We start from the raw sequence: 22,410 nt of genomic DNA, 5'->3' as shown, positions 1-22,410 counted from the left end.
AGAAGCTGCATAATTAGTTTGGCGTAGCGAACTATTTACATTGAGTGTGGGTATGGTAGGCTTGATAAGAGGCCAATCTTTATTAATTTATAAGATGCCTCAAAAGATTGGAACCATAGCCACAGAGGCTCAATGTCACTAGCAAACGGTTAGTTGGAAATATATGTTTAAGTTGACCCTATAACTAATTACTAGTTAATTGACGGTACCAAATGGTAAAAAATAACTTTAAAAGAATTATATGGACTTTATTAAAAATGATAAATTAGAAAAATTTCAATTAAGTTTGTAATTTTAAGTAAACAGGAGCAATGTACATTTATATGTGTCCAGTTAGGCTATACCACTCCAGTATTACTCAAATAAGAAAAGCAAATTACGCTACCAAAGGTATATATTATCAAGCATTTATTTGTTTATCAACAGGGCTGGAGAGAATTGGGAAAATATGCCTAATTCTTGATTATTATATTAATTCCAATGGTGAATTTCCTGATTTAAGTTATGTCAAAAAAAATATTGGACATGATATAAAATTAATTTATGAGCAATCAATAGCTATTGCGGAAAAACGATCAATCGATTTTAATTTTATGAAAGATTTGAATGGAGAAATTCATCAAGATATCTTGAAAATACTATCAGATTTTGCCAAAGGTGACAGATATTCAAATATTAATATCATTGTTGGTTGTGAACAGAAAAGTGATTCTATTAAAAGATGGTATGAAAATATTGATAAATTTCTTTATGAAATGCATGTAACAGAAAAGAAAAAGAGAAGAATTTTACAGAACGCAGAAATAATTGATCAGATTACTAATGGCATAGCATTAGTACGTCATATTTCAGAAGACGGCAGTATTCTGGGAAATGTTGCATCTGCCAGTTTTCAAACTGGAATGTACGAAGCGGTTGCTCCTTATAGACAGCTTTATGTACTTCAAGTAGTAAGATTTTGGGTTGAGTTAATACGTGCACTCCAATATGAAGCTATGAAGCTTGGAAAAGAAGACATTCCATTCTTTAGCGAAATATTTGGACTGTTCTATAATTCAGACCAATATTTTAGGTCAAGGAAAACATGGGATAATTGGTAAAGAGTATAAATATTTTGATTTAGATAGTATTATTGGAGCATGAGCCATCGCATAACAAAAGCATTTGCATAAAGGTGCTGGAAGCCCGTGTCAAGAGAAGGGTCAGAGCACCACATCCCTTCACCGGGAGCGAAGCTCCACCAAGGGGTAGGGTCAAGGGGGCCGGTTCAGGGACGTCGTAAACACGAATCGTTCTCAGAAACCGCACGCTAAGATGCTGCATCCTGCGGCGGTGGATTGCATAAGCAGAGTTTAAGAATTATTATTAATTCAAATTGGCAGTAAAATTAGCTAAAAGATTTGAAAATAATGAGGAGTGATAATGTGAAACCAGTAATGTCGTGTATATTAAATCGTAGGAGTGTTCGAACATATATACCACAGGAAGTAAGCGTGGATGATATAATGCAATTATTAACTGCTGCTAGTTGGGCTCCATCTGGGAATAATTTGCAGCCATGGAAATTCTCTGTGGTAGTGAATAATAAAGACTTAATCAAAGAGGTATCGTCTCTTACAGTGTTTCGTAATTGGGTACAAAATTCATCTTGTTTAATTGCAGTGTTCCTTGATACTAAAATAGCAAATCCCAAGATAGAAAGTGCTCATTTGAAACATATACAGTCGATTGGGGCTGCAATACAGAATATATTACTTGCTGCAAATGAGTTGGGTTTAGCTACCTGTTGGATTGGAGAAATACTAAAAAATGAAGATCAGGTACGGGAGTTACTAGGAGTTTCAGATGACCTGCAATTAATGGCTGTTATATCTGTTGGCCATTCAAATAAAAATAGTTTAAAATCCAAAAGAAGAGATATTTCTAAAAATATTATAAGTTGGTTATAAAAATTAAGCAAAAACTTTGTTATGATGAAATCATATTTACATAATGCGCTGTAAAGTTCAAATGATAAGTTTAAGGGTGACGTCCTGTCGCCCTCTGAGTCACGGGGCATAATCCGTCGCCTAACAACAGCTTCACACAAGGACTCGATAGTATATGCATGAAGTAGGTCTCTGTAGATTGAACATGAAGAAGGACTCGCCACATTCCTTTACCGGGTGCGAGCACCGCCTTCGAAGAAAGGCTCTGCGGGTCCGGTTCAGGAACATCGTAAACACGGAGACGTTAGTTGACACCACAATATCGGGGGAGTGCATGGGGTCAATTTGGCATAGACTAAAAATAATTAAGAGGGGTGTATTATATGTTTAGAATAGAAGCATACACTAGTGAGTCACAAATAGAACATATTGACTTGATTTTACCTATCATACAAAATCAGATGGAGTTTATTGGGTCATCTAAATCTTTGGAACAAACTAAGCAGGCATTATTGAATGCAATGAAACCTGTTAGTAGAGCTGTACTTTTTATTGGATATAATGAAAGCGATGCTCCTATATCGTTTGCCTTCGGAAATGTAGGTGTAGGATTACAAGCAGGAGATTATTTTTGGTTGAACGAAATACACGTTGATGCATCTTGTAGAAGGACTGGATATGCCTCAACATTCTTATCATGGATAGAAAATTGGCTAAAGAAGAAAAACATATATTACATTGCAACTATGACCGGAGAGAAAAATATTGCTTCACAAAAATTATTTAAGAAAAATGGTTTTGATCTAGATAATATTATATGGATGGATAAAGAGCTAAATCAAGAGTAATCAATAAAATATTGATATTAAATCCTTTGGGGTCCAGTTCGAAGGCATCGCAAATGCAATACGTTATATAAAATCGCGCGCGAAGACCGCCACGTCCTGCGGCGGAATTTATAAAGATGCTTTAGAGATTTTGATAATGTACAAAAGTTTAGCATTGGAGGAATTTTATGAAAAGGAAAGACTGGTGTTTTAGGGATGAAAAATCCATATGTAATTTTAGAAGCGTAGGCGTTTTGATAAAAAATAACAGAATGCTTGTTCAATGCGATAATAATGAATATGCTTTGCCAGGTGGTCATGTTGCAATTGGGGAAACTTCTGAAGAAACTCTTATTAGAGAGTATAAAGAAGAAACTGGAGCAGATATTTTTTGTAATCGTCTTATATGGGTAGAAGAAACTTTTTGGAAATGGGGAAGTCGAGATGCACATGGAATTGCTTTTTATTACCTTATTTCATTAAAAAACGACGCTGATATACCAGATGACTCCTTTGTTTCACAGAAAGATAACTGTAATATAATGTTAAAATGGGTGTCGATTGAAGAGATGAAGCAGTTAACTATCTATCCATCTTTTATTAAAGATAAAATCGAAAATATTTCGGATGGTATAGAACATTTTGTTAGCCTTGAATAGTGTGATTAAAAAGAATAATTTTTGAACTTTAATCTGATGTGATGGGAATAGCATTCTTTGATAAAAGACTTTGGAACTTAGTATTAAGTATAACAGCATGTTTACGGGAGATGCCGGAGGCAAGGTCAGTGAAACTTGATCCATAGACATAACGTAAGAAGGGTCAGCGCACCACATCCCTGCACCGGGAATGAAATTCCTCCAAGACGGTCTATCTTTTGGGTCTGGCTAGAGACGTCACAAACACGAGACGTTATAAGACATGGCTATAACGTGGCAGATCTCTGGGGTCTGCTTGAGAAAAACCAGGACATTGTATAACGGTAGAATAATGTGAAACAAAGAATGTTTATAATAAATAGATGATTTCGGAGGATAAAAGTATGTATGAGATTAAGAACTTGACTAAAACACAGGTTAGTGATATTGAAAATAAGTTAGAAGAATATGATAATAAGTTTTTGCCAAAACCATTAGATGGATTTGTTCAGATTGGTGCATTCGATAATGGGAAATTGATTGGTGGAGTAGATGCATGCATGACTTCTTTTCGTATTCTTTATGTTTCAACTGTTTTCGTAGATGAGGAGTATAGGAGGAAAGGTGTAGGTAAGCTCTTGATGGAGCAGTTAGAACAAAGAGCAAAGGAATTGGGTGCAGATATGATTCGATTAGATACATTTGACTGGCAAGGTCGAGAGTTTTATAAATCTATAGGGTTTAAGGAAGTTGGACGATATGACACTGAAGAGTTCTCTGAACACTTCTATTTGAAAATAATTCAATAAAATCAGCTTAGAATAATGATAGATAGAATGATGATTCAAGTTTTAGCTTAAACGAAAATAATTAGAGAAAATACTTCACCACATCTTATACAATGTGTTTGCACAAGGGTGCTGGAGGGCCGGCTTTTGGCGAAGGGTCAGCGCACCCCTTCTCGCTAACCGAGTCAGTCGCTGCATCAGCCGACCCAGAGGAACCCTGGCATTACCAGCTCCTTGTAAGTTCGAAGGCGTCGCAAATGCGAAACGTTATCCAAAATTGCTAAGTTTAATTATAAAAAAATTGCAAGTGATTTTAGCTAGCAAGAGAGGTGAAGAAAATGGAGAACATTGTTAAATTAGAAGATATAATTGAAGGATTAGAAATCCAATCTGATGAAATGAGAGTATTTTTAAATCTTAGAAATGGAGAGGTAATAACTATATCAGATGAAGAAATTAGAGCTGCTGAAGATGAAGCACTAATAGAGGAATTCCCAACTTGGTAGCAAGATAACATTAGAATTGCTCGAGAAATTTTGGAGGGGGACTATTTTATACTATTGCCTTCTCAGTTTGATATTAATGAATATTGCATAATGGAAGAATTTTGTTTGGAAATAGAAAATGATAATATTAGAGATGGTATGTATAATTCTATAAAAGGAGGCGGGGCTTTTCGAAGATTTAAAGATAAAATAAGAAGATATGGACTAGAAGAAAAATGGTATAAGTATCGTGATGAAGCAATTAAAAAAATTGCAATTGAATGGTGTGAAGAAAATGGGATACCATACAAATAATACTTATAAAAGCAAAGAGAGTTGATTTTTATGGATAAGAACAAAAAGAACCAGATATGGATAGAAGCAAAGAAAAAATGTCGCCTTAACGAAGATACAATAAGAATGGCTAAAGAAATGGGATTAAACCCCAAAAGCTTAATGAAAAATATTCCAAATGAAAAACAAAAATGGAAGGCTCCTGTACATATTTGGATACAAGAAATGTACAAAAAGCGCAAGGAAAAAGCAGCTAAAAAAGCAATGTTGAAATATAAAGAAAATGAACCTAAAGAGTAATAATAGAAAATAATTGTGAAAGCCAGCATTAACCGCAGATCGGATAACACTGTATTTGCATAAAGGTGCTGGAAGCACGTTTTGGGGGTAAGTTCAGCACCACACTCTTCTCACTGGGTGACAAGCACTTCAGGGGATTTACCATAATGATTCCAAATAAGTCTTTTGAGTGTTGTACTATAGCCTCGCAGAACCAAATCCATTTTCATTTTTTCTAATAACTTAGACAAAAAAGCTCCTTCATAAAATATTTTTAAATACAATATCATCGTAAAGGAAAAAGTAAAAGAATGTCTAATAGTTTATTTAAAGGGAAAATATGGTTTTAACAGCCACCGCGATAAGCGGTTTAGTTCAACAATGTTTTGGCGATTAGGCATAGTTTACCAATACACATATGTAGAATATTACGAAGTACAGATAATTCATTTCAAGAGGGATAGGAGCGAAATTATATGATATATAACTTCAAAGAATTTGAATCACAGAAAATTATAGAACATTTTGGTGATGCCTTTTTTGATAAAGTACAAAATGACATTGAATTTTACTCGAATAAATGGGGAATAGAAATATTAGAATTAGTTGATTACTTTTCGGTAAACTGTATTTTTAAATGTAGTTCAAAAAAATTTGGTGATTCTATTTTAAAAATAAATAGACCTTGTAGAGAAGTTTTTACAGAGTATAATACACTGCGGGAATATAACGGTAAACGTTTTTGCAATGTTTTTGATTCTGATATTGAGAATGGTGTTATTTTGGAAGAGTGTATTAAACCAGGTATACGTTTGAGAGACGAACAATCATTGGAAAAACGTTTAAATGTATTTTCAAATTTATTTAATGGTCTCCATATAGAACCTGAAAATCCCAGTATGTATCCGACTTATATTGAATGGGTAAGCAGAATAACCAAATACATGAGTGGTCGTGACGATTATAAAGAATTATACTTATATATGAAAAAGGCAGAAAACATTTGCTTGCAAATCAGTCAATCATATAATAGAAAAATGCTATTGCATGGCGATTTTCATCACGACAATATTTTGTTGAATGATGATGGGGAATATAAAATTATTGACCCCAAAGGTGTTGTGGGTGACCCGATATTTGATGTGCCACGATATATTTTGAATGAGTCTGAAGAAGGCATTTCTTCTGAAAAGTATTATGAAAAAATATGCACTATAATTAATTCTTTAGAAACAAGCCTAAGCATTCCGAAGAAGATAATCAAGCAATGCTATTTTATTGAAATGTCAATGGCGAACTGTTGGGATGTCGAAGATAATGCTAAGCCAGATATTCAGAGTGTTATTATGGCAGAAAATATCATGAAATCCTCGTAATTGCTAAACAAAAAATGAGTTGTTCTTAAATTTGCATTGTTTATATAATGCGCAGTATTATATATAGATTTGTCCAGCTTTGACTCCGCCGTACGGCTGGACCGGTTGGTACATCGCACAACACTGTGTTTAACGCAAGGGTGCTTGCAGGCACGTTTTTAGGGAAGGATCAGCGCACCACATCCCTTCACCGGGAGCGAAATTCCCCAGGGGGCAAGGTCAAGTGGGTCCGGCTCAGAGACGTCGTAAACACGGAAACGTTCTACGACATATCGTGCAAAAGTCGCGCCATCTTTGGCGCGGATGAAAATGATTTGTCGTATTCCTTCGAATTTGTAGGAGATAATGAACAACAGATTATTTATATAATGATAAAAAATAATGCGCCGTATGTTAGGGGGAGGAATTAATAATGCTTAAAAAAGTACCGACTAATGAAGAAATGATTGCTTTGATTGGACAACCGTTATTTAAAGTCTGGATTGAACTGAGTAATTTGATTGAATCAAAATATGATATGGAAAGGCTTTGGAATAGTGGTGGCAAAAGGTGGACATACGAGTATAAATATCGCAGAGGCGGTAAATCTCTATGTGCTTTATATGCTAAAGAAAATGTTTTTGGTTTTATGATTATCTTTGGCAAAGATGAAAGGGCCAAATTTGAAGCAAATAGGAACAATTATTCGATAGAAGTACAGAGAGTTTACGATGAATCTACGATCTACCACGATGGAAAATGGATGATGTTTGAATTGACTGATACATCACTATTTCCAGAGATGGAGAAGTTGCTGCTAATTAAGCGAAAACCTAACAAGAAATAGCTTTCAACTTGTTGATCAGATTATGAGCATGATACGCAGTTAATTGATTGATTCTTTATTCTTATTTTCTGACTTGGTGATTTTGGTGGTGATATAAGAAGCTCTATTAATTTTATGCTCAAGAATTGGAGGAGAATATATACATGATTATTTGGTTAAACGGTGCATTTGGCTCCGGAAAAACAACATGCGCATTTGAATTAAATCGAAGGCTTCCAAACTCTTTTATCTATGATCCGGAAAATATTGGGTATTTTATCAGGAAAAATACACCAAAGGAAACCCAAAGGTCTGATTTTCAAAACCATGAACAATGGCGGTTCTTTAATTATGAAATGCTAAAGTATATATCTCACGAATATGCAGGCACCCTTATTGTACCCATGACCATAAATAACCGCCAATACTATGAGGAAATAATCCAGCGACTCATGGATGACGGTGTGGTTCTAAAGCATTTTATTTTATATGCAGATAAAGAAACGATATTAAAACGATTGAATATGCGACTTGAACGGGGCGACACTTGGGCAAAATCTCAAATTGACCGTTGTATCGAGGCCTTTAACAATGATATTACTGAAGAAAAAATTATAACAGACAACAGAAGCATTGACTACATTGTTGAAGAAATTGCAAATAGAAGTGGCATAAATCTTTTACCTGATAAAAGAATCTATCTAAAAAAGTTAATTGATAGAGCGGTAATATTAATAAAACATATACGTTAATGGAATATCCAAATTAGAAGATACAGAGTTTGTGAGTGTAGTATATCTATACTAACAAAAAGTAGATATGGTCAAAATGAATTGCAGCTATTCAATGATACTTCACATTTATATGAGTTGATCCAGAGATAGAAATACATCGCATATTCTTTTATAAACTCCTAAAGGAATAGAGTTTGTTGAAAAGGTGGGAGAGAGAATGATATCTAAAAAGAGGTTGAAATTTGCTTATTATTTTGTATTATATTTGACTCTATTCTTTGTATATCAAACAGATGTGGCATATGCCAACTCGTCTTGGATATGGCTAACTTCAAGCCCAAAAAAATTGTTACCAATAGCGATAGTATTCACTTTAGTAATTGAATATTTAGGTATTGTGACCTTTGGTAAGCTAAAACAGATGGATTGGAAAAGAATAAAGGTCTTAGGGATAGTTATTGCTGCCAATGTTGCTTCTTTTGTAGTCCCGTATATTATGAGGACATTCATGATGAAAGCAACAGCTTCGAATTGGGTAGACGCATGGAAATCTGCATTCAATGCAGGACCATATTATATTGTATTATTTGGGTACTTATTCATAACCATATTGGTTGAAATACCCTTGGTATTTGGCATATTAAAAAAACATACATTGTCAAATAAGTTTCTGTTTGGTTTAATAATAACTTTAAATGTTATAACTACAAGCATAGTGGCAATTTTAGAAAGAATTTTATATAAAGGTCAATGGTGATAAAATAAGAAATGTAAAAACAAAACTATCTAGAGGGAGAAACATAAATATGAAGGGTATTATTATTTATAAATCAAAATATGGCTCCACTAAACAATATGCAGAATGGTTAAAAGAAGAAACTGAGTTTGAATTATATAATATTACTGAGTTTAACAATAACCTAAATAATTATGATATTATCATCTTAGCTGGCAGTATACATGCTGGTTCTTTTTCATTAAAAGGATTTTTGTTAGATAATTGGACAATAATCAGTAAGAAGGTTACTGCTTTAATGGCCACAAGCGGAGCCAGTAATAATGTTGTTATAAATAATATAATAGAAAAAAGTTTACCTTCGAAAGTATATAATAAAATAAAAATATTTCCAGTAGGTGGACAATACTTATTAAAGAGTATGTCCTTTATAGATAGAAACATTATTAAAATTGTAGCTTTCTTCGCCAAAACTCCTGAAATTAAAAAGGGAATGTTAACTGAAAAAGAGGACTTACATAAGAAAAATTTAAATGAAATAAAAGTTTTTATAGTAAATGCAATGAATCCCCACTAATTTTATAGCCTTTTAAGAATTATACTATGCCAACTGCACCTGAAGGTCATATTAGATCAAGTGAATATGCTAAGAAATATGGGAGTACAGATCTCAAAGATATATTTGAGGATAGTTAAATACAATACTTTATTTATAGACTTCATTTTAGCAATAAATCCAAATTTTGACATAAATTCTCCTGTAACCATAAAATAATCAGCCATATCAGCCATTGATATGGTTTTTTTATTTCTATTACTATGGATTTTACTCTTGCAAAACAGAATTTAAATTTTCATTTAGTGTTCTATTTTTTAAAAAACGTGGTATAATATTAACAGAACATATGTTCTGAAGAAGCGAGCAATTAGTATTAGTAATGAATTTAATGCTTAATGTTGAATGTTGAATGAAAAAAACCTATTATTAATTAATAATTTAATTTAGATTTACTTATTAGAGTGGGAGTGAAGAAGGGCATGAAAGAGCGAATTATTATGCATATAGATGTAAACTCTGCATACTTATCTTGGCAGGCTGTGTATAATCTTCAGCAGGGAAGCACCATTGATTTAAGGGAAATTCCATCGGTGGTGGGGGGGTCTCAGGAGGATCGCAGAGGAATTGTACTGGCTAAAAGCATTCCCGCCAAAGCATTTGATATTAAAACTGGAGAAGTTCTGTGGAAGGTAAAGCAAAGATGCCCGGATATAGTTATTGTACCTCCTAACTATACGATTTACATGAGATGTAGTAAAGCTCTTTATGAATTGTTGAATCAATATTTTCCTATTATACAGCGATTTTCCGTTGATGAATTTTTTATAGACTACACAGGAATGGAGACTAATCATGGCACTGCTGTTGAAGCTGCTCATTTCATTAAAAATAAAATTAAAGAGGAGCTGGGCTTTACAGTAAACATTGGAATAGGACGGAGTAAGCTAATGGCTAAAATGGCTGGAGAATTAAAAAAGCCCGACATGGTTCATACCCTATGGCCCCATGAGATGGAAACAAAAATGTGGCCTCTGCCAGTGGAGGAGCTTTACATGGTGGGAAGAAAAACCCATCGGAAGTTAAATCATCTGAATATATTTACCATTGGTGATCTTGCTAAGGCAGATCCCAAGCTACTAATGGATAAGCTTAAGTCCTTTGGTCATTTAATCTGGTGCTATGCCAATGGTATAGAGGAATCTGCTGTTTTTAATGGTTCTCATATTCCAATGAAGGGTATGGGAAATAGCAGTACCATTAAGTTTGATGTGGAGGACAGAGAAACAGCCTTCAAAATATTATTGTCCTTGACAGAATCGGTAGCCTTCAGATTAAGGGAATCCCACTGCTGCTCCAGTGTAGTGGCTATCTCCCTCCGTAACTCAGAGCTCCACACATACTCTCATCAGCGAAAGCTTTTTTCTCCCACCAACGTTACCAACGAAATTTACAGGGTTGTTAAGGAGCTATTTGATGAATGCTGGCAGGGAGAAAAGCTCCGCCATTTAGGAGTTAGGGTTACGGATTTATCGAAGGAGGAGGTAATTCAAACTTCTTTGTTTGATGAAAAGTGTAATGAAAAATATAGAGCATTGGATGAATCTATTGATCAGCTTAGGGAAAAATATGGAAAATACTCTATTATTAGAGGTATATTTGCCGATGGAGAAATTTCTCCGCTCCTTGGAGGTGTAGGAGAAGAAGATTATCCCATGATGAGTAGCATACTTTAAGGAGTGGTTTTCATGAGGCTTTTAAAAAAATCTGTAGAGATGGTGGCATGGTTTGATTATGAAGGGAACACAACACCCGTAAAGTTTAGATTGTTGAACGAGGAAGAGGAAAACACAGTTATCAAGGTAAATAAAATTATTAAACGGGAGCTGGATAAGTTTGCAGGTAACAAAATGATGAAATACACCTGTGAAAGCTGTATTAATGGAGAAATAAAGCTATTGGAGCTAAGATATGAGCTGGAGACCTGTAAATGGTATTTGTATAAAATATAGCTTAAACAGGATAAAAAAATATGAAGTTTAGAGGAATTTGAAGATATTGGTTAACATAACAATATTACGTTAACCAATTCCTTTGTTATTAACATAAAGAAGCAATAATATATATTCTAGTATTGTACTGCTTTAACATTGCTGTGATATAATGGTATATAATAAATAAAATACCAAAGTACAAGAAAAACTGATGAAATTGTAGAATACAATTATTCATCTGAGAACAGGAGTATAAAAATGCCTTCAGATATGGATATGAATGTTAAGAGTACAAAAGTAATAGCTTTAAATTCTAAAAATATTGAATTAATAATAGCAATACAGCTATTGGCAGATAGTAAGCATCATGAATTTGCTAGAGAATGGGCCAATCAAATGTATGAAAAGCTCTCAACAGATAGCTTAAAGATGCTTTCCATTGTGGCTCAAACCTGTCTTCAAGGAATGGAGTTAATTGAATTTGTATTAGAAGGCTATATTTTTGATGATATCGATGAGCTATGCCAGACTATCCTTGACTATGATGGTATTGAATTTTTACATAAGATAACGGGCGAACAAATTGGTATAGAACGAATTAAGGGTATTGTAAATAAAAAGGAAAACTTAAATGATGTGATCTTTGAATTCCCATGGCTTGTTCGTGAAAATACAGGTGCACTTCACCATGCTTTTTTTGAAACCGATGGTTATAAACAAGCCTTCGTTAATCTAATAAAGGAATTAGATAATGATCTTTTCAATAATAAGCTTAAAGAGCTGAAGGAGAAGTATCAAAAAGCAGTGGAGGATATGAGTATTCGAATTATAAAAACAGAAACAAAGGCATTGGTTCAGGAGGTTATAGGTAAGAAGTGGGAGATTAAGGACCTAGAAGAATATTATTTTGTTCCTTCATATTTTATTAGTCCTCACCATTTGATGATATATAACCATAAAAGTATAGTTATAGCCTACGATATGATAAGTGATAGAAGTGCAAAAATTGAAGAAGGCAAAGGCATTGCAAGTGCTTTAAGTGTCATTTCTGACAAAACAAGATTAGAGATATTACGTCATATAATTTCAGAGCCCACCTATGGAAAGGTATTGGCTGCAATGTTAAACCTAACAACTGCAACTATCTCACATCATTTAGAGCAATTGAAGGCAGCAGGCTTTATAAAGGAGCATAAAGAAAAAAATATTAAATACTTCAGTGCCAATATAGAAAAAGTAGATTCATTACTTGAAGATGTAAAGAATTATTTGTATAACAAGTAAATATATATCAGTCTGGAGCCTCCATAGGGGCTTTTTTTATATTGACAATTCATCTGAAGAACTCTATAATATAATTATCTAATAAGATGCTCATCTAATTTGTTCTGGAGGTAATAACTATGAATATGGCATTATTCAAGAATAAAAATTTTAGTCTTTTTGTTTTTGGGCAGGCAACATCTATTTTTGGTGATATATTTTTAAACATCGCTTTGTCCCTATATGTATTAAATTTGACAGGCTCTGCAGAACAATTTGCGGCAATATTGGCACTGGGTGTTATTCCACAAATATTATTAGGTCCCTTTGCTGGTACTATTGTTGACCGTCTTGATAAGAAAAAGACCATCATTTTTTTAGATATAATTAGATGTATATACCTACTAGTTTTATTGCTGGTGACAAGGGGGGAGCTACAGTTAAATACCATATATATTACAGTCCTCTTTTTTTCTTTATGTGATATTTTCTTCGGACCAAGCTTTATAACCATATTTCCATTAATTATGAAGAAGGAAGAGCTTGTTGATGGAAACGCTTTAAAGAATACAGTAATGGAGGGAACAAGGATAGCGGCACCAGTTTTAGGAGCATTTATATTTGGTAGATATGGTTTAATGATCGTAATATTTGTTGATGCTTTAACCTATTTAATATCTGCCCTTTCAGAATTATTTATGAAGCTACCTCTTCTTCAAAAAAACTCAGAGGCTGGTAGATTTATGGATGAGGTGTGGGATGGGTTTAAGGTTTTTCTTAAGGATATTAGGATTACTTCTTTAGTGGCCAATGGGATATTATCCCATGTATTTTTATTTCCATTTTTCCTAGTAGGCTTTCCTTATTTATTAATACAAATATTCGCTGTATCCGAAGTAGCCTATGGAACTGTTCAAAGTATAATGCCGGTTGGATTTATTTTATCAGTAGGGCTGGTATCCCTAACAAAAAACAAGTTAAATCAAGCAGAAAGTATAAATTTTGCTATCGTAGGTATGCTGTTATCAGTATTGTTTGTGGGGCTACTTATAATCCCAAGCTTTGTAGCTTTATTAAAAACCAGTTCACTGCTTACAGTAATATTTTTTAGTTTTATAAATTTTATTATGTTTTTATCCTTTGGCTATTATGGTGTATATTTTGTTTCCTTTTATCAGAGTAATATACCAAATCAGCTATTGGGTAGATTTGGATCAATTTTAATAATGTTATTTGCTGCCGGAAGGTTTATAGGCTTTAAAATTTACGGATATCTTTTTAATCAGGAAGTATTTTTGTACCCTATAGCAGTTTTAGCCATTGGTATGATATTAAAGCTAATTGTTCATATTCCCTTTATGATAAAAGAAAGAAAAATTCAGGATATATCCAATGATTTAGTAAAGGATATATAAATATCTTTTTCCTCTATTGAATATTATAGCTATAATCTGGTAAAATGATTGTTAATATAAATCAAAGGGGATAGTACCATGAAAAGCTTTAATTTAAAAAACGGAAAAAATATGCTCATTCGGAGAGCAGAAAAGAAGGATGCTTCAGCACTAATTGATTACCTACAGGTTATTGCTGGAGAATCAGATTTTTTAACCTTTGGGTTAGGGGAAATAAATATAACCTTAGAGCAAGAGGAAGCCTTTATTGAAAATACCTTGAAGGCTGAAAATGCATTATTTCTTGTTGCTGAAATAGATGGAGAAATTGCAGGAAACTTAAATTTTACTGGAGGGGCTAGGCCTCGGACAAAACAAACTGGTGAATTTGGAGTTAGTGTCTTAAAGGAATATTGGGGCTTGGGAATTGGAAGAGAGCTAATTAATTATTTAATTGATTGGAGTAAAAATACAGGAATTGTGCGAAAAATAAACCTAAAGGTAAGATGTGATAATACAAGGGGTATTACTCTATATGAGGATATGGGCTTTAAACAGGAGGGCTTGATAACAAGAGAATTTATGATGGATGATGTATTCTATGATTGCATAGTTATGGGGATGGAAATTGATTAGTATTTCTCTATACGCTGCAGTCGCTAGGTTTTCTTGCGCCTCGAATCTGTAGCCTTTTAATCAGTCTTCATATTGATGACAAAGTAATATCTATTTATCAAACTCGATTTTTTGTCATCAACCTAAAAACCTCCCAATGGGAGGTTTTCTTAACGATAATTATCAAATTGTAAAGGGAAGGGTAGATCAGCTGATTTTAACAATTGAATTGCTTCCTGCAAATCATCTTTATTTTTACCAGTAATTCGAACTGAATCTCCTTGAATAGATGCCTGAACCTTGATTTTAGAATTTTTTATGGTTGTAGTTATAAGCTTTGCCTCATCCTTTTCAATACCCTGTTTAAGCTTAATAATTTGCTTTACTCTACCACCCAGTGACTTTTCAACATTACCATATTCTAAGGCTTTAAGAGAAATATTTCTTTTAGTCATTTTTGTTTGTAAAATATCGATAACATTTCTAAGCTTAAAGTCATCATCGGCAGATATAGTAATTTCCTCATTACCCAGCTCGATACTAGTATTAGTGTCCTTTAAATCAAATCTTTGGCTTATCTCCTTAGCAGTTTGATTAACTGCATTATCAACCTCTTGAAGGTCCACTTTAGAAATAATATCAAAAGAACTGTCCTTTGCCATATGTATCACCTCTTTCAGAAAGATTGTCCCTTATATTATATCCCTAATTTTAGCAAAATGTCCATAAGCTACACAAAAAAGCATATTATACTTTTGATTTATTAAGCTATTTAGAAGGTATAAATCTAAATAATGTTGAAATAAGTATATAACTAGTAATTTCTATTACATAAATGATTTCAGAATGGAGGATTTTTATGGTGTTTAACAGGTTATTTTGGGGTTTTCTATTTATACTTTTTGACTTTAGGCTTCAAGGCTTCAATGTACTACCAGATATAGTGGGTTATATCATAATATTTTCAACGCTGGCTAGACTGATTGAAGATAGCCCACATTTTGAAAGGGCAAGGAAATATGCATTTCCATTAATATTTTTATCTATATTAGATATTTATGAGGCTCCAACTAATGGAATTAATATTAACCTTGGAGGTTCAAGCTTAATAGTTGTTATTTCTATAATTGGAGCTATTATTAACTTGATGATGGTATATAATGTTTTAAAAGGTATAGGTGAAATGGCAGATGGTATAAAGGATTATGAATTAATGATCATGACAGAAAAACGTTGGCGTTATTATTTATTTGGTCAAGTTGCTATCTTATCAATTGTTCATTTATTTCTATTAATCCCTTTAGCACTTTTTCTTTTCATACCATTATTCATTTATGTAATAATAGTTGGAGTTTTAATACTGGCAATGCTTAAACAGGCGGATAGAAGATTCAAAATGCCATACTAGAAAGCAAAGACACCCCTCAGTAAACAATAGAGGGGTGTCTTTAATAGTTAAAAGTAGTATAAAATCCTATTAAGAAAGACTAGTAGTCTATCAAAAATAAATATAAATAAAACTAATAATATGCAAAAGATATAATTGACATATAAAGAAATATATAGTAAAATTACCATAATAAGGATTTTGAGCTTATGAAATAGAATTATCCAGTTGTTAGAAAAGTGTTTCTTGGCTGAGAGATTAGAATTTACTACAATTATGGGCATTAGTTTTAGTTCAGTTAAGGCTTATTATAGAGACAAAACAGATGGAAGGATGAATACAATGAAAGATGTAAAAAAAGTAAAGAATCTGTTAATTTTAACATTAGTTATGTCATTATTTTTGTTTAGTTTTGTAAGTGCTAAAACAAGCGAGGATGAACTAAATGTAGGAGAGGAAGATATATTCTTTTATCAATGCGTCCACGAGCACCATCAAGGACAAGAATGTGATCTTCCCGCTGATGACCATGGTTTTGTTGAACTGGATATTAATATAGATGATGTAGAAATTATGGCCATAGAATGTAGTCGTTGTGATGGTTATATTACAACTACTCATGTTGGTACAGGTGGCTGGGACTATATTGGTGCTACAACATGTAATACCCATGTTAATTGTGCAATTAAAACATATGTGAGACACCATTACTATGAAGAAAGATGTGGTGGTAAGTGCGCCTATTTAAGAAGGTTTAGTGTACCAGAATACGACTACAAACATAGATAGAAATATTTTTTAATCTATTGTATATAAAAGCCTTTACTGAACTTATCAAAATTATTATGTATAAAAACTCCTTTCAGAATAAGCAATTAATAAAATACACCCCAAAAATAATATTTGGAGGTGTATTTTTATTATTTATTGACATTAGAATTTTCCGAAATTATAATGGAGTATAATTATACATAAATAGGGGGAGAAAGATATGGGAGTTAAGGTGGCAAAATTTGGAGGGACTTCATTGGCCAATGCCAGCCAATTTATTAAAGTGAAAGAAATAATTATGCAAGATAAAGAGAGATGTTTCATAGTTCCTTCTGCACCGGGTAAACGAGATAAGGAAGATACCAAAATAACAGACTTATTGTATCTTTGCTATACATATAGTGATGATGTAAAGCTATTTAATGAATACTTTAATCAACTACAGGGTAGATATATTTCTATAGTGAATGAATTAGAGTTGAATGTTCCTATAAAAGAGATACTTGAGGAAATAAAACAAAAAATACAGGATGGAGCATCTCTAGACTTTATTGTAAGTAGAGGAGAATACATAAATGGTATAATTTTAGCTGAGTATATTGGATATGAATTTATTGATGCAGCAGAAATAATATATTTTAATGAAGATGGCCTTCTAGACCAAAATAAAACCTATACTACAATAAACAAGCTTTTAAGTGAAAATGACAATGCAGTTATACCAGGCTTTTATGGCTCCAATTATAATGGTGATATAAAGATATTCTCAAGAGGAGGATCAGATATTACAGGAGCAATTATCGCCTGTGGTGTAGAGGCTGACTTATATGAAAACTGGACTGATGTATCTGGCTTTTTAATGGCAGACCCATCGATAGTTGATAATCCTCAACAAATCAAGCAAATTACCTTTAGAGAATTAAGGGAGCTTTCATATATGGGGGCAAGTGTGCTGCATGAAGAAACAATATTCCCAGTTTTAAATGCTGGTATTCCAATAAACATACGAAATACAAATGATCCTGAAAATGCTGGAACCATGATAATCAGTTATTCTGACAGTGCTTCAAGAAATGGAATAACAGGAGTTGCAGGTAAAAAAGGCTTTACCATTATTACAATAGAAAAAAACCTTATGAACTATGAGGTTGGTTTTGTTAGAAGGATTCTTACAGTGCTTGAAAAGCATGATATCTATTTTTATCATCTTCCAACTGGAATTGATACTATATCCTTAGTATTGGAGGCCAGTCAAATAAAGGATATTCATTCCTTGGTAAAAGAAATACAAGCAGAATGCAAACCTGATTCAATTGAAATAATACCTGGCATTGCTTTGATTGCCACTGTAGGCCATGGAATGTCATATACACCAGGAATTGCAGCACGACTCTTTACAGCACTGGCAGAAAATAATATAAATGTAAGGATAATAGATCAAGGCTCAAGTGAAATTAATATTATTGTAGGGGTAGAAGAAAAGGATTTAGAGGCTGCAGTTAGAGCTATTTATAACGCATATACAACCAAAATATAAGGCAATATTAATATCAAATATATATTCATCCTTAATATAATAATTCTATGAAAGATAGTAAAAATATTTATATCTACACAGAATATAGGGAAAAAATTAAGGAGGGTGATAAGGTGAAAAAATCAAAATCAATATGGGAAAGAATCCAACCATGGCATATTTTTAGTCTTACACTTTTATACTTGGTTGTAGCTTGGCTTTTATCATATTTTATAGATATAAGAAATATATTTAATCTTCAAAGGTATATACAGCGCTTTGATAGGGGTTTCTTATGGTTTCAATTGTTTAAGGAAGCTCAAATAACTGAAATGCTACAGTGGACCTTCCTAGGTGCTAGTGTTTTACTATGTGGTTTTATATGGGGAAAACTATCTGGAAAAGGCAGTAAATATACTGCTAAGTTTTTTATGTTTTTAGGTATTGGATTAGCCATCATGTTTATGGAGGATGCAGGTAATGTACGTCATAATATAAAAGAATATACATATTTCTTCTTTGGAAGAGGACAAACTGTTGCAACCCTTACAGAGCTGGCATTTTATTCAGTATTGGGCGCTATTATGATGTTTGCAATTATTAAATATGGAACCTATATTTGGCATAGTAAAAAAACAAGGTTTTATTTGATTATAGGCTTTGTTTCCTATGGAGTTATATCAATCGCTTCAGCCACTAGAGACATCAACGATTGGTATTTGAAGACAGGCGATTGGTTACACCAAGTAGTACTAAATAATGCAATGGCCGAGAGGTTCTATGGCTCGGTGGGGTTTTTCTTAATGGATTTTTTAATAGAGGAATCTGTAGAATTAATAGGAGCAAGTGCACTTTTTACAGCATTGTTTTCTTTTCTAATATTTATAAATAATAATGAAGGCTATATTGACAAAAAGTTCAACTTCAAAATATAGTTAATTAAATTGTAGATAATCAAAAGTAATTATTAGCAGAATAATTTTATTTAAAATAGTTGCGTACGCAACTATTTTAATTTATAATGGATATAGTCCAATAAAATAGGAGCGGATTCAATGGAAAATCATGTAAACATAGGTAAATATATATCCTATATATATCGAACAAGCCAAGGTTATATATCTAGAGAGCTGGAGGAATTCGGAGTTGGTAGTGGTCAATACACTATATTATTAACTCTGTATAAAAAGGATGGTATTAATCAAGAAGAGCTTTCAAATATTGTTAAGGTAGATAAAGCAACAATTGGCCGTGCAATACAAAAACTTACAGATGGGGGTTTTGTCATTAGGAAACGTAACCCGTTGGACCAAAGGTCCTACTGTGTTTATTTGACAGACAAGGGATGGGAGCTACAGCCAATGATATATAAAACTCTTTCTAACTGGATGGAAACTTTATTGAAGGACTTTTCAGATGAAGAAATAAATAAAGCCCAAGAGCTATTAAAAAAAATGTTTCAAAATTTGTAATGATAGGAACAATAAATAAGTCAAAATAATGGAGTGATAACATGAATGATCATAGCAAAATACTTGGTAATGAAGCAATAGGAAAGTTATTGTTTAGACTGTCGGCTCCTGCAGTAATCGGTATGATGGTGCAGGCATTATATAACCTTGTTGATACTATCTTTGTTGGAAGAGGAGTAGGGACCATGGCAATTGCTGGTCTTGCCATTGCTTTTCCACTGCAGATGATTTCCTTAGCGATTGCACAGGCAATAGGAATTGGAGGTGCTTCTATAATTTCTAGAAGCATGGGTAGTGGAGATAATGAAAGAGCAGAGAGGGCCATGGGTAATATTTTTAGTCTTGTAATTGTAGTTAGTATTGTGATTACAATTTTAGGATTAGCATTCATGGAGCCTATTTTAATGATATTTGGTGCTACTGAATCAATTTTGCCCTATTCTATGGAATACATGGGTGTAATACTATTAGGAACTGTGTTATTTACCTTTGCTGTGGCTAGTAATAGTATTCTTAGAGCAGAGGGTAATGCTAAAATGGCAATGATTACAATGTTGATATCTGCAGGATTAAATATTATACTAGACCCAATTTTTATTTTCGTATTTAGAATGGGAATAAGGGGTGCTGCAATAGCCACTGTTCTAGCACAAGCAACTACAGCAATATATCTTGTTATTTATTTTGTATCAGGTAAAAGCACATTGAAATTCAAAGTGGAAAATTTGAAGCCTGATTTAAAAATAATTAATGAAACATTTGCCATTGGATCAAGTGCCTTTGCTCGCCAGGTGGCAGGAAGCTTTATGGCAATTATACTAAATAATTCACTGGCCTTTTATGGAGGGGATATAACTATTGCAGCCTTTGGAGTTATAAATAGACTGTTAATGTTTACCTTTATGCCTTTATTTGGAGTTGTACAAGGATTACAGCCTATTGTTGGATACAATTATGGTGCAAAGCAATTTGACAGAGTTAAAAAGACAATAAATTTATCTATTATAGTAACAACTCTTCTTGCAACACTTGGTTTTGTAATGCTTATGGTATTTCCACGATTTTTCATGGAGATTTTTAGTGATGATGTGGAGCTGATAAATCTATCAGTAGGTGCTGTTCGAGTCATTGTATTGGGAATACCCTTTATAGGCCTTCAGGTGGTTGGAGCAAGTATGTATCAAGCAATAGGTAAGGCATTACCTTCCCTAATACTTTCAATGTCACGACAAATATTATTTTTAATTCCATTGGTTTTAATACTTCCAATGTACTTTAACCTTGATGGAATATGGTATGCATTCCCATTGGCAGATATATTGTCAACAGTTGTAACTATGGTATTTATGTCCAAAGAACTACGAATACTAACTAATTCATCAATTCTCGAAAATAGTTAGCTATTAATAGATATGACATAATATACTTTGCAACCACAAATTTCGCTAAAGTAGGCATAAAATGTTGAAATTTCACTATTTCCACGGCAATAATTTTAATGCAAAATATTCTCTAGTTGTGGTAATCTGATATTAAAAATTATTGATATAATAATGAATAATGCATATGTAAATTATTTATAATATTTAACGAAATTAACTGAGTAAAGAAGGTGCAAGCTTTGAGACTTCAAAAATACATTGCAATATGTGGAGTTGCTTCCCGAAGAAGGAGCGAAGTATTAATTGAATCTGGTAGAGTAAAGGTTAATGGCAAAACAGTGACAGAGATGGGCTTTAAAATAGATCCTAATAAAGACACTGTTATAGTCGATGGACGGAAAATAGATGATGATGAAAAGGCGATTTACCTCTTGTTGAATAAACCAAGAGGGTATATTACCACTGCATCAGATCAATTTAATAGAAAGAAAGTAACTGATTTAATAGACTTACCCTATAGAATATTTCCAGTAGGTAGGCTAGACTATGACACCTCAGGGTTACTAATATTAACAAATGACGGGGACCTTACCTACAAGCTAACACATCCAAAATTTAAGGTTGAAAAGGTTTATGTGAGCAAAATAAAAGGTGTACCCACCCAAGCAAAAATCCAGGCATTTAAAAGTGGTTTACAAATAGAAGATTATATAACTGCCCCTGCCAATTTTAAAATATTAAGTACTGATTCCAACTTTTCAACTGTCGAAATTACCATTCGGGAGGGTAAAAATAGACAAATTAGAAAGATGTGTGATGCTATAGGCCATCCAGTCATTGAATTGGAAAGGGTTGCTATGGGAAAAATTCAACTTGGTAATTTAAAATTAGGATCATGGAGGCATTTGAAAGAGGAAGAGATTAATTATTTAAAAAAATTGTAACAAGTTAATTAAATATTAATAATATGTAATTTTATTCTTTTAACAATATTATAATATTGCCAATAACCCAGCATCATAATGCATTTAGTGTAATGTGTTGAGATGGATGGGTTTTTGTGTATTGTACTTTATGTAATTTTAATCATAGAAAATGATTTAACTAGATCTACATTAATTAAATATATAAATATACTTTTGTATATCTTAATAAAAAAGTGTATAATAA

General features: G+C 32.9%; 26 protein-coding genes. 25 read left to right on the top strand and 1 reads right to left on the bottom strand.

Features of this window, described 5'->3' with window-relative positions; translation table 11 throughout:
• Window positions 1-311: 311 nt before the first annotated feature.
• The 18 genes from BLP68_RS19995 (at window position 312) to BLP68_RS19915 (ending at window position 14,733) form a co-directional block, all read left to right on the top strand.
• Window positions 312-1,100, top strand: a complete 789-nt coding sequence (locus BLP68_RS19995; RefSeq protein ID WP_143003135.1) for a hypothetical protein — start codon at window positions 312-314, stop codon at window positions 1,098-1,100.
• A gap of 324 nt (window positions 1,101-1,424) precedes the next feature.
• Window positions 1,425-1,949, top strand: a complete 525-nt coding sequence (locus tag BLP68_RS19990; RefSeq protein WP_091547408.1) for a nitroreductase family protein — start codon at window positions 1,425-1,427, stop codon at window positions 1,947-1,949.
• A gap of 362 nt (window positions 1,950-2,311) precedes the next feature.
• On the top strand, window positions 2,312-2,776 hold the full coding sequence (locus BLP68_RS19985; RefSeq protein ID WP_091547407.1) for a GNAT family N-acetyltransferase: 465 nt from the start codon (window positions 2,312-2,314) through the stop codon (window positions 2,774-2,776).
• Between the two features lie 167 nt (window positions 2,777-2,943).
• Window positions 2,944-3,414, top strand: coding sequence for an NUDIX hydrolase (locus tag BLP68_RS19980; RefSeq protein ID WP_091547405.1), 471 nt, complete (start codon window positions 2,944-2,946; stop codon window positions 3,412-3,414).
• 383 nt (window positions 3,415-3,797) lie between these two features.
• Window positions 3,798-4,202: a GNAT family N-acetyltransferase gene (locus BLP68_RS19975; RefSeq protein WP_091547403.1), complete on the top strand. Its 405-nt coding sequence runs from the start codon at window positions 3,798-3,800 to the stop codon at window positions 4,200-4,202.
• Window positions 4,203-4,519: 317 nt separating this feature from the next.
• Window positions 4,520-4,687: a hypothetical protein gene (locus BLP68_RS21900; RefSeq protein ID WP_176759129.1), complete on the top strand. Its 168-nt coding sequence runs from the start codon at window positions 4,520-4,522 to the stop codon at window positions 4,685-4,687.
• A 30-nt stretch (window positions 4,688-4,717) separates the two neighbouring features.
• The gene (locus BLP68_RS19970) at window positions 4,718-4,981 is read left to right on the top strand and encodes a UPF0158 family protein (protein WP_278278258.1); all 264 of its coding nucleotides are present in this window, start codon (window positions 4,718-4,720) and stop codon (window positions 4,979-4,981) included.
• A 30-nt stretch (window positions 4,982-5,011) separates the two neighbouring features.
• Window positions 5,012-5,260 (top strand): hypothetical protein, encoded by a 249-nt coding sequence (locus BLP68_RS19965; RefSeq protein WP_091547400.1) that lies wholly within the window; start codon window positions 5,012-5,014, stop codon window positions 5,258-5,260.
• A gap of 455 nt (window positions 5,261-5,715) precedes the next feature.
• Window positions 5,716-6,615 carry an aminoglycoside phosphotransferase family protein gene (locus tag BLP68_RS19960; protein ID WP_091547398.1) on the top strand — a complete coding sequence of 300 codons (900 nt, stop codon included), beginning with the start codon at window positions 5,716-5,718 and terminating at the stop codon, window positions 6,613-6,615.
• 412 nt (window positions 6,616-7,027) lie between these two features.
• Complete coding sequence (locus tag BLP68_RS19955; RefSeq protein ID WP_091547397.1) at window positions 7,028-7,441, top strand: DUF3788 domain-containing protein; 414 nt, start codon at window positions 7,028-7,030, stop codon at window positions 7,439-7,441.
• Window positions 7,442-7,584: 143 nt separating this feature from the next.
• Complete coding sequence (locus tag BLP68_RS19950; RefSeq protein ID WP_091547395.1) at window positions 7,585-8,172, top strand: AAA family ATPase; 588 nt, start codon at window positions 7,585-7,587, stop codon at window positions 8,170-8,172.
• Window positions 8,173-8,371: 199 nt separating this feature from the next.
• Window positions 8,372-8,911, top strand: coding sequence for a hypothetical protein (locus BLP68_RS19945; protein WP_091547393.1), 540 nt, complete (start codon window positions 8,372-8,374; stop codon window positions 8,909-8,911).
• A gap of 49 nt (window positions 8,912-8,960) precedes the next feature.
• Complete coding sequence (locus tag BLP68_RS19940) at window positions 8,961-9,467, top strand: flavodoxin domain-containing protein (RefSeq protein WP_091547391.1); 507 nt, start codon at window positions 8,961-8,963, stop codon at window positions 9,465-9,467.
• A 461-nt stretch (window positions 9,468-9,928) separates the two neighbouring features.
• On the top strand, window positions 9,929-11,182 hold the full coding sequence (locus tag BLP68_RS19935) for a DNA polymerase Y family protein (RefSeq protein ID WP_091547390.1): 1,254 nt from the start codon (window positions 9,929-9,931) through the stop codon (window positions 11,180-11,182).
• A gap of 12 nt (window positions 11,183-11,194) precedes the next feature.
• The gene (locus BLP68_RS19930; RefSeq protein ID WP_091547388.1) at window positions 11,195-11,458 is read left to right on the top strand and encodes a hypothetical protein; all 264 of its coding nucleotides are present in this window, start codon (window positions 11,195-11,197) and stop codon (window positions 11,456-11,458) included.
• A 240-nt stretch (window positions 11,459-11,698) separates the two neighbouring features.
• Entirely contained in the window at window positions 11,699-12,724 is a 1,026-nt protein-coding gene (locus BLP68_RS19925) for an ArsR/SmtB family transcription factor (protein ID WP_091547387.1), read from the top strand.
• Between the two features lie 119 nt (window positions 12,725-12,843).
• On the top strand, window positions 12,844-14,118 hold the full coding sequence (locus BLP68_RS19920) for an MFS transporter (protein WP_091547385.1): 1,275 nt from the start codon (window positions 12,844-12,846) through the stop codon (window positions 14,116-14,118).
• 78 nt (window positions 14,119-14,196) lie between these two features.
• Window positions 14,197-14,733, top strand: a complete 537-nt coding sequence (locus BLP68_RS19915) for a GNAT family N-acetyltransferase (protein ID WP_091547383.1) — start codon at window positions 14,197-14,199, stop codon at window positions 14,731-14,733.
• Window positions 14,734-14,882: 149 nt separating this feature from the next.
• On the opposite strand, the gene BLP68_RS19910 is transcribed toward BLP68_RS19915, so the two are convergent.
• Window positions 14,883-15,374: a YajQ family cyclic di-GMP-binding protein gene (locus BLP68_RS19910; protein ID WP_091547381.1), complete on the bottom strand. Its 492-nt coding sequence runs from the start codon at window positions 15,372-15,374 to the stop codon at window positions 14,883-14,885.
• A 197-nt stretch (window positions 15,375-15,571) separates the two neighbouring features.
• Here BLP68_RS19910 and BLP68_RS19905 point away from each other — a divergent pair, with 197 nt between their 5' ends.
• The 7 genes from BLP68_RS19905 (at window position 15,572) to BLP68_RS19875 (ending at window position 22,184) form a co-directional block, all read left to right on the top strand.
• Window positions 15,572-16,120, top strand: a complete 549-nt coding sequence (locus BLP68_RS19905) for a hypothetical protein (RefSeq protein WP_091547380.1) — start codon at window positions 15,572-15,574, stop codon at window positions 16,118-16,120.
• Window positions 16,121-16,441: 321 nt separating this feature from the next.
• Window positions 16,442-16,888 carry a hypothetical protein gene (locus BLP68_RS19900; RefSeq protein WP_091547378.1) on the top strand — a complete coding sequence of 149 codons (447 nt, stop codon included), beginning with the start codon at window positions 16,442-16,444 and terminating at the stop codon, window positions 16,886-16,888.
• 202 nt (window positions 16,889-17,090) lie between these two features.
• Window positions 17,091-18,407: an aspartate kinase gene (locus tag BLP68_RS19895; RefSeq protein WP_091547376.1), complete on the top strand. Its 1,317-nt coding sequence runs from the start codon at window positions 17,091-17,093 to the stop codon at window positions 18,405-18,407.
• A 113-nt stretch (window positions 18,408-18,520) separates the two neighbouring features.
• Entirely contained in the window at window positions 18,521-19,321 is an 801-nt protein-coding gene (locus BLP68_RS19890) for a hypothetical protein (protein WP_091547375.1), read from the top strand.
• 120 nt (window positions 19,322-19,441) lie between these two features.
• Complete coding sequence (locus tag BLP68_RS19885; protein WP_091547373.1) at window positions 19,442-19,858, top strand: MarR family winged helix-turn-helix transcriptional regulator; 417 nt, start codon at window positions 19,442-19,444, stop codon at window positions 19,856-19,858.
• Window positions 19,859-19,899: 41 nt separating this feature from the next.
• Complete coding sequence (locus BLP68_RS19880) at window positions 19,900-21,258, top strand: MATE family efflux transporter (protein WP_091547371.1); 1,359 nt, start codon at window positions 19,900-19,902, stop codon at window positions 21,256-21,258.
• Window positions 21,259-21,479: 221 nt separating this feature from the next.
• The gene (locus BLP68_RS19875) at window positions 21,480-22,184 is read left to right on the top strand and encodes a pseudouridine synthase (protein WP_207647956.1); all 705 of its coding nucleotides are present in this window, start codon (window positions 21,480-21,482) and stop codon (window positions 22,182-22,184) included.
• Window positions 22,185-22,410 lie beyond the last annotated feature (226 nt).

It is taken from the genome of Alkaliphilus peptidifermentans DSM 18978 (genome assembly GCF_900101495.1).
GTDB classification, from domain to species: Bacteria; Bacillota; Clostridia; order Peptostreptococcales; family Natronincolaceae; genus Alkaliphilus_C; species Alkaliphilus_C peptidifermentans.
Note: the sequence above shows the minus strand (reverse complement) of the source record. Positions and strands in the feature narration are given on the sequence as shown.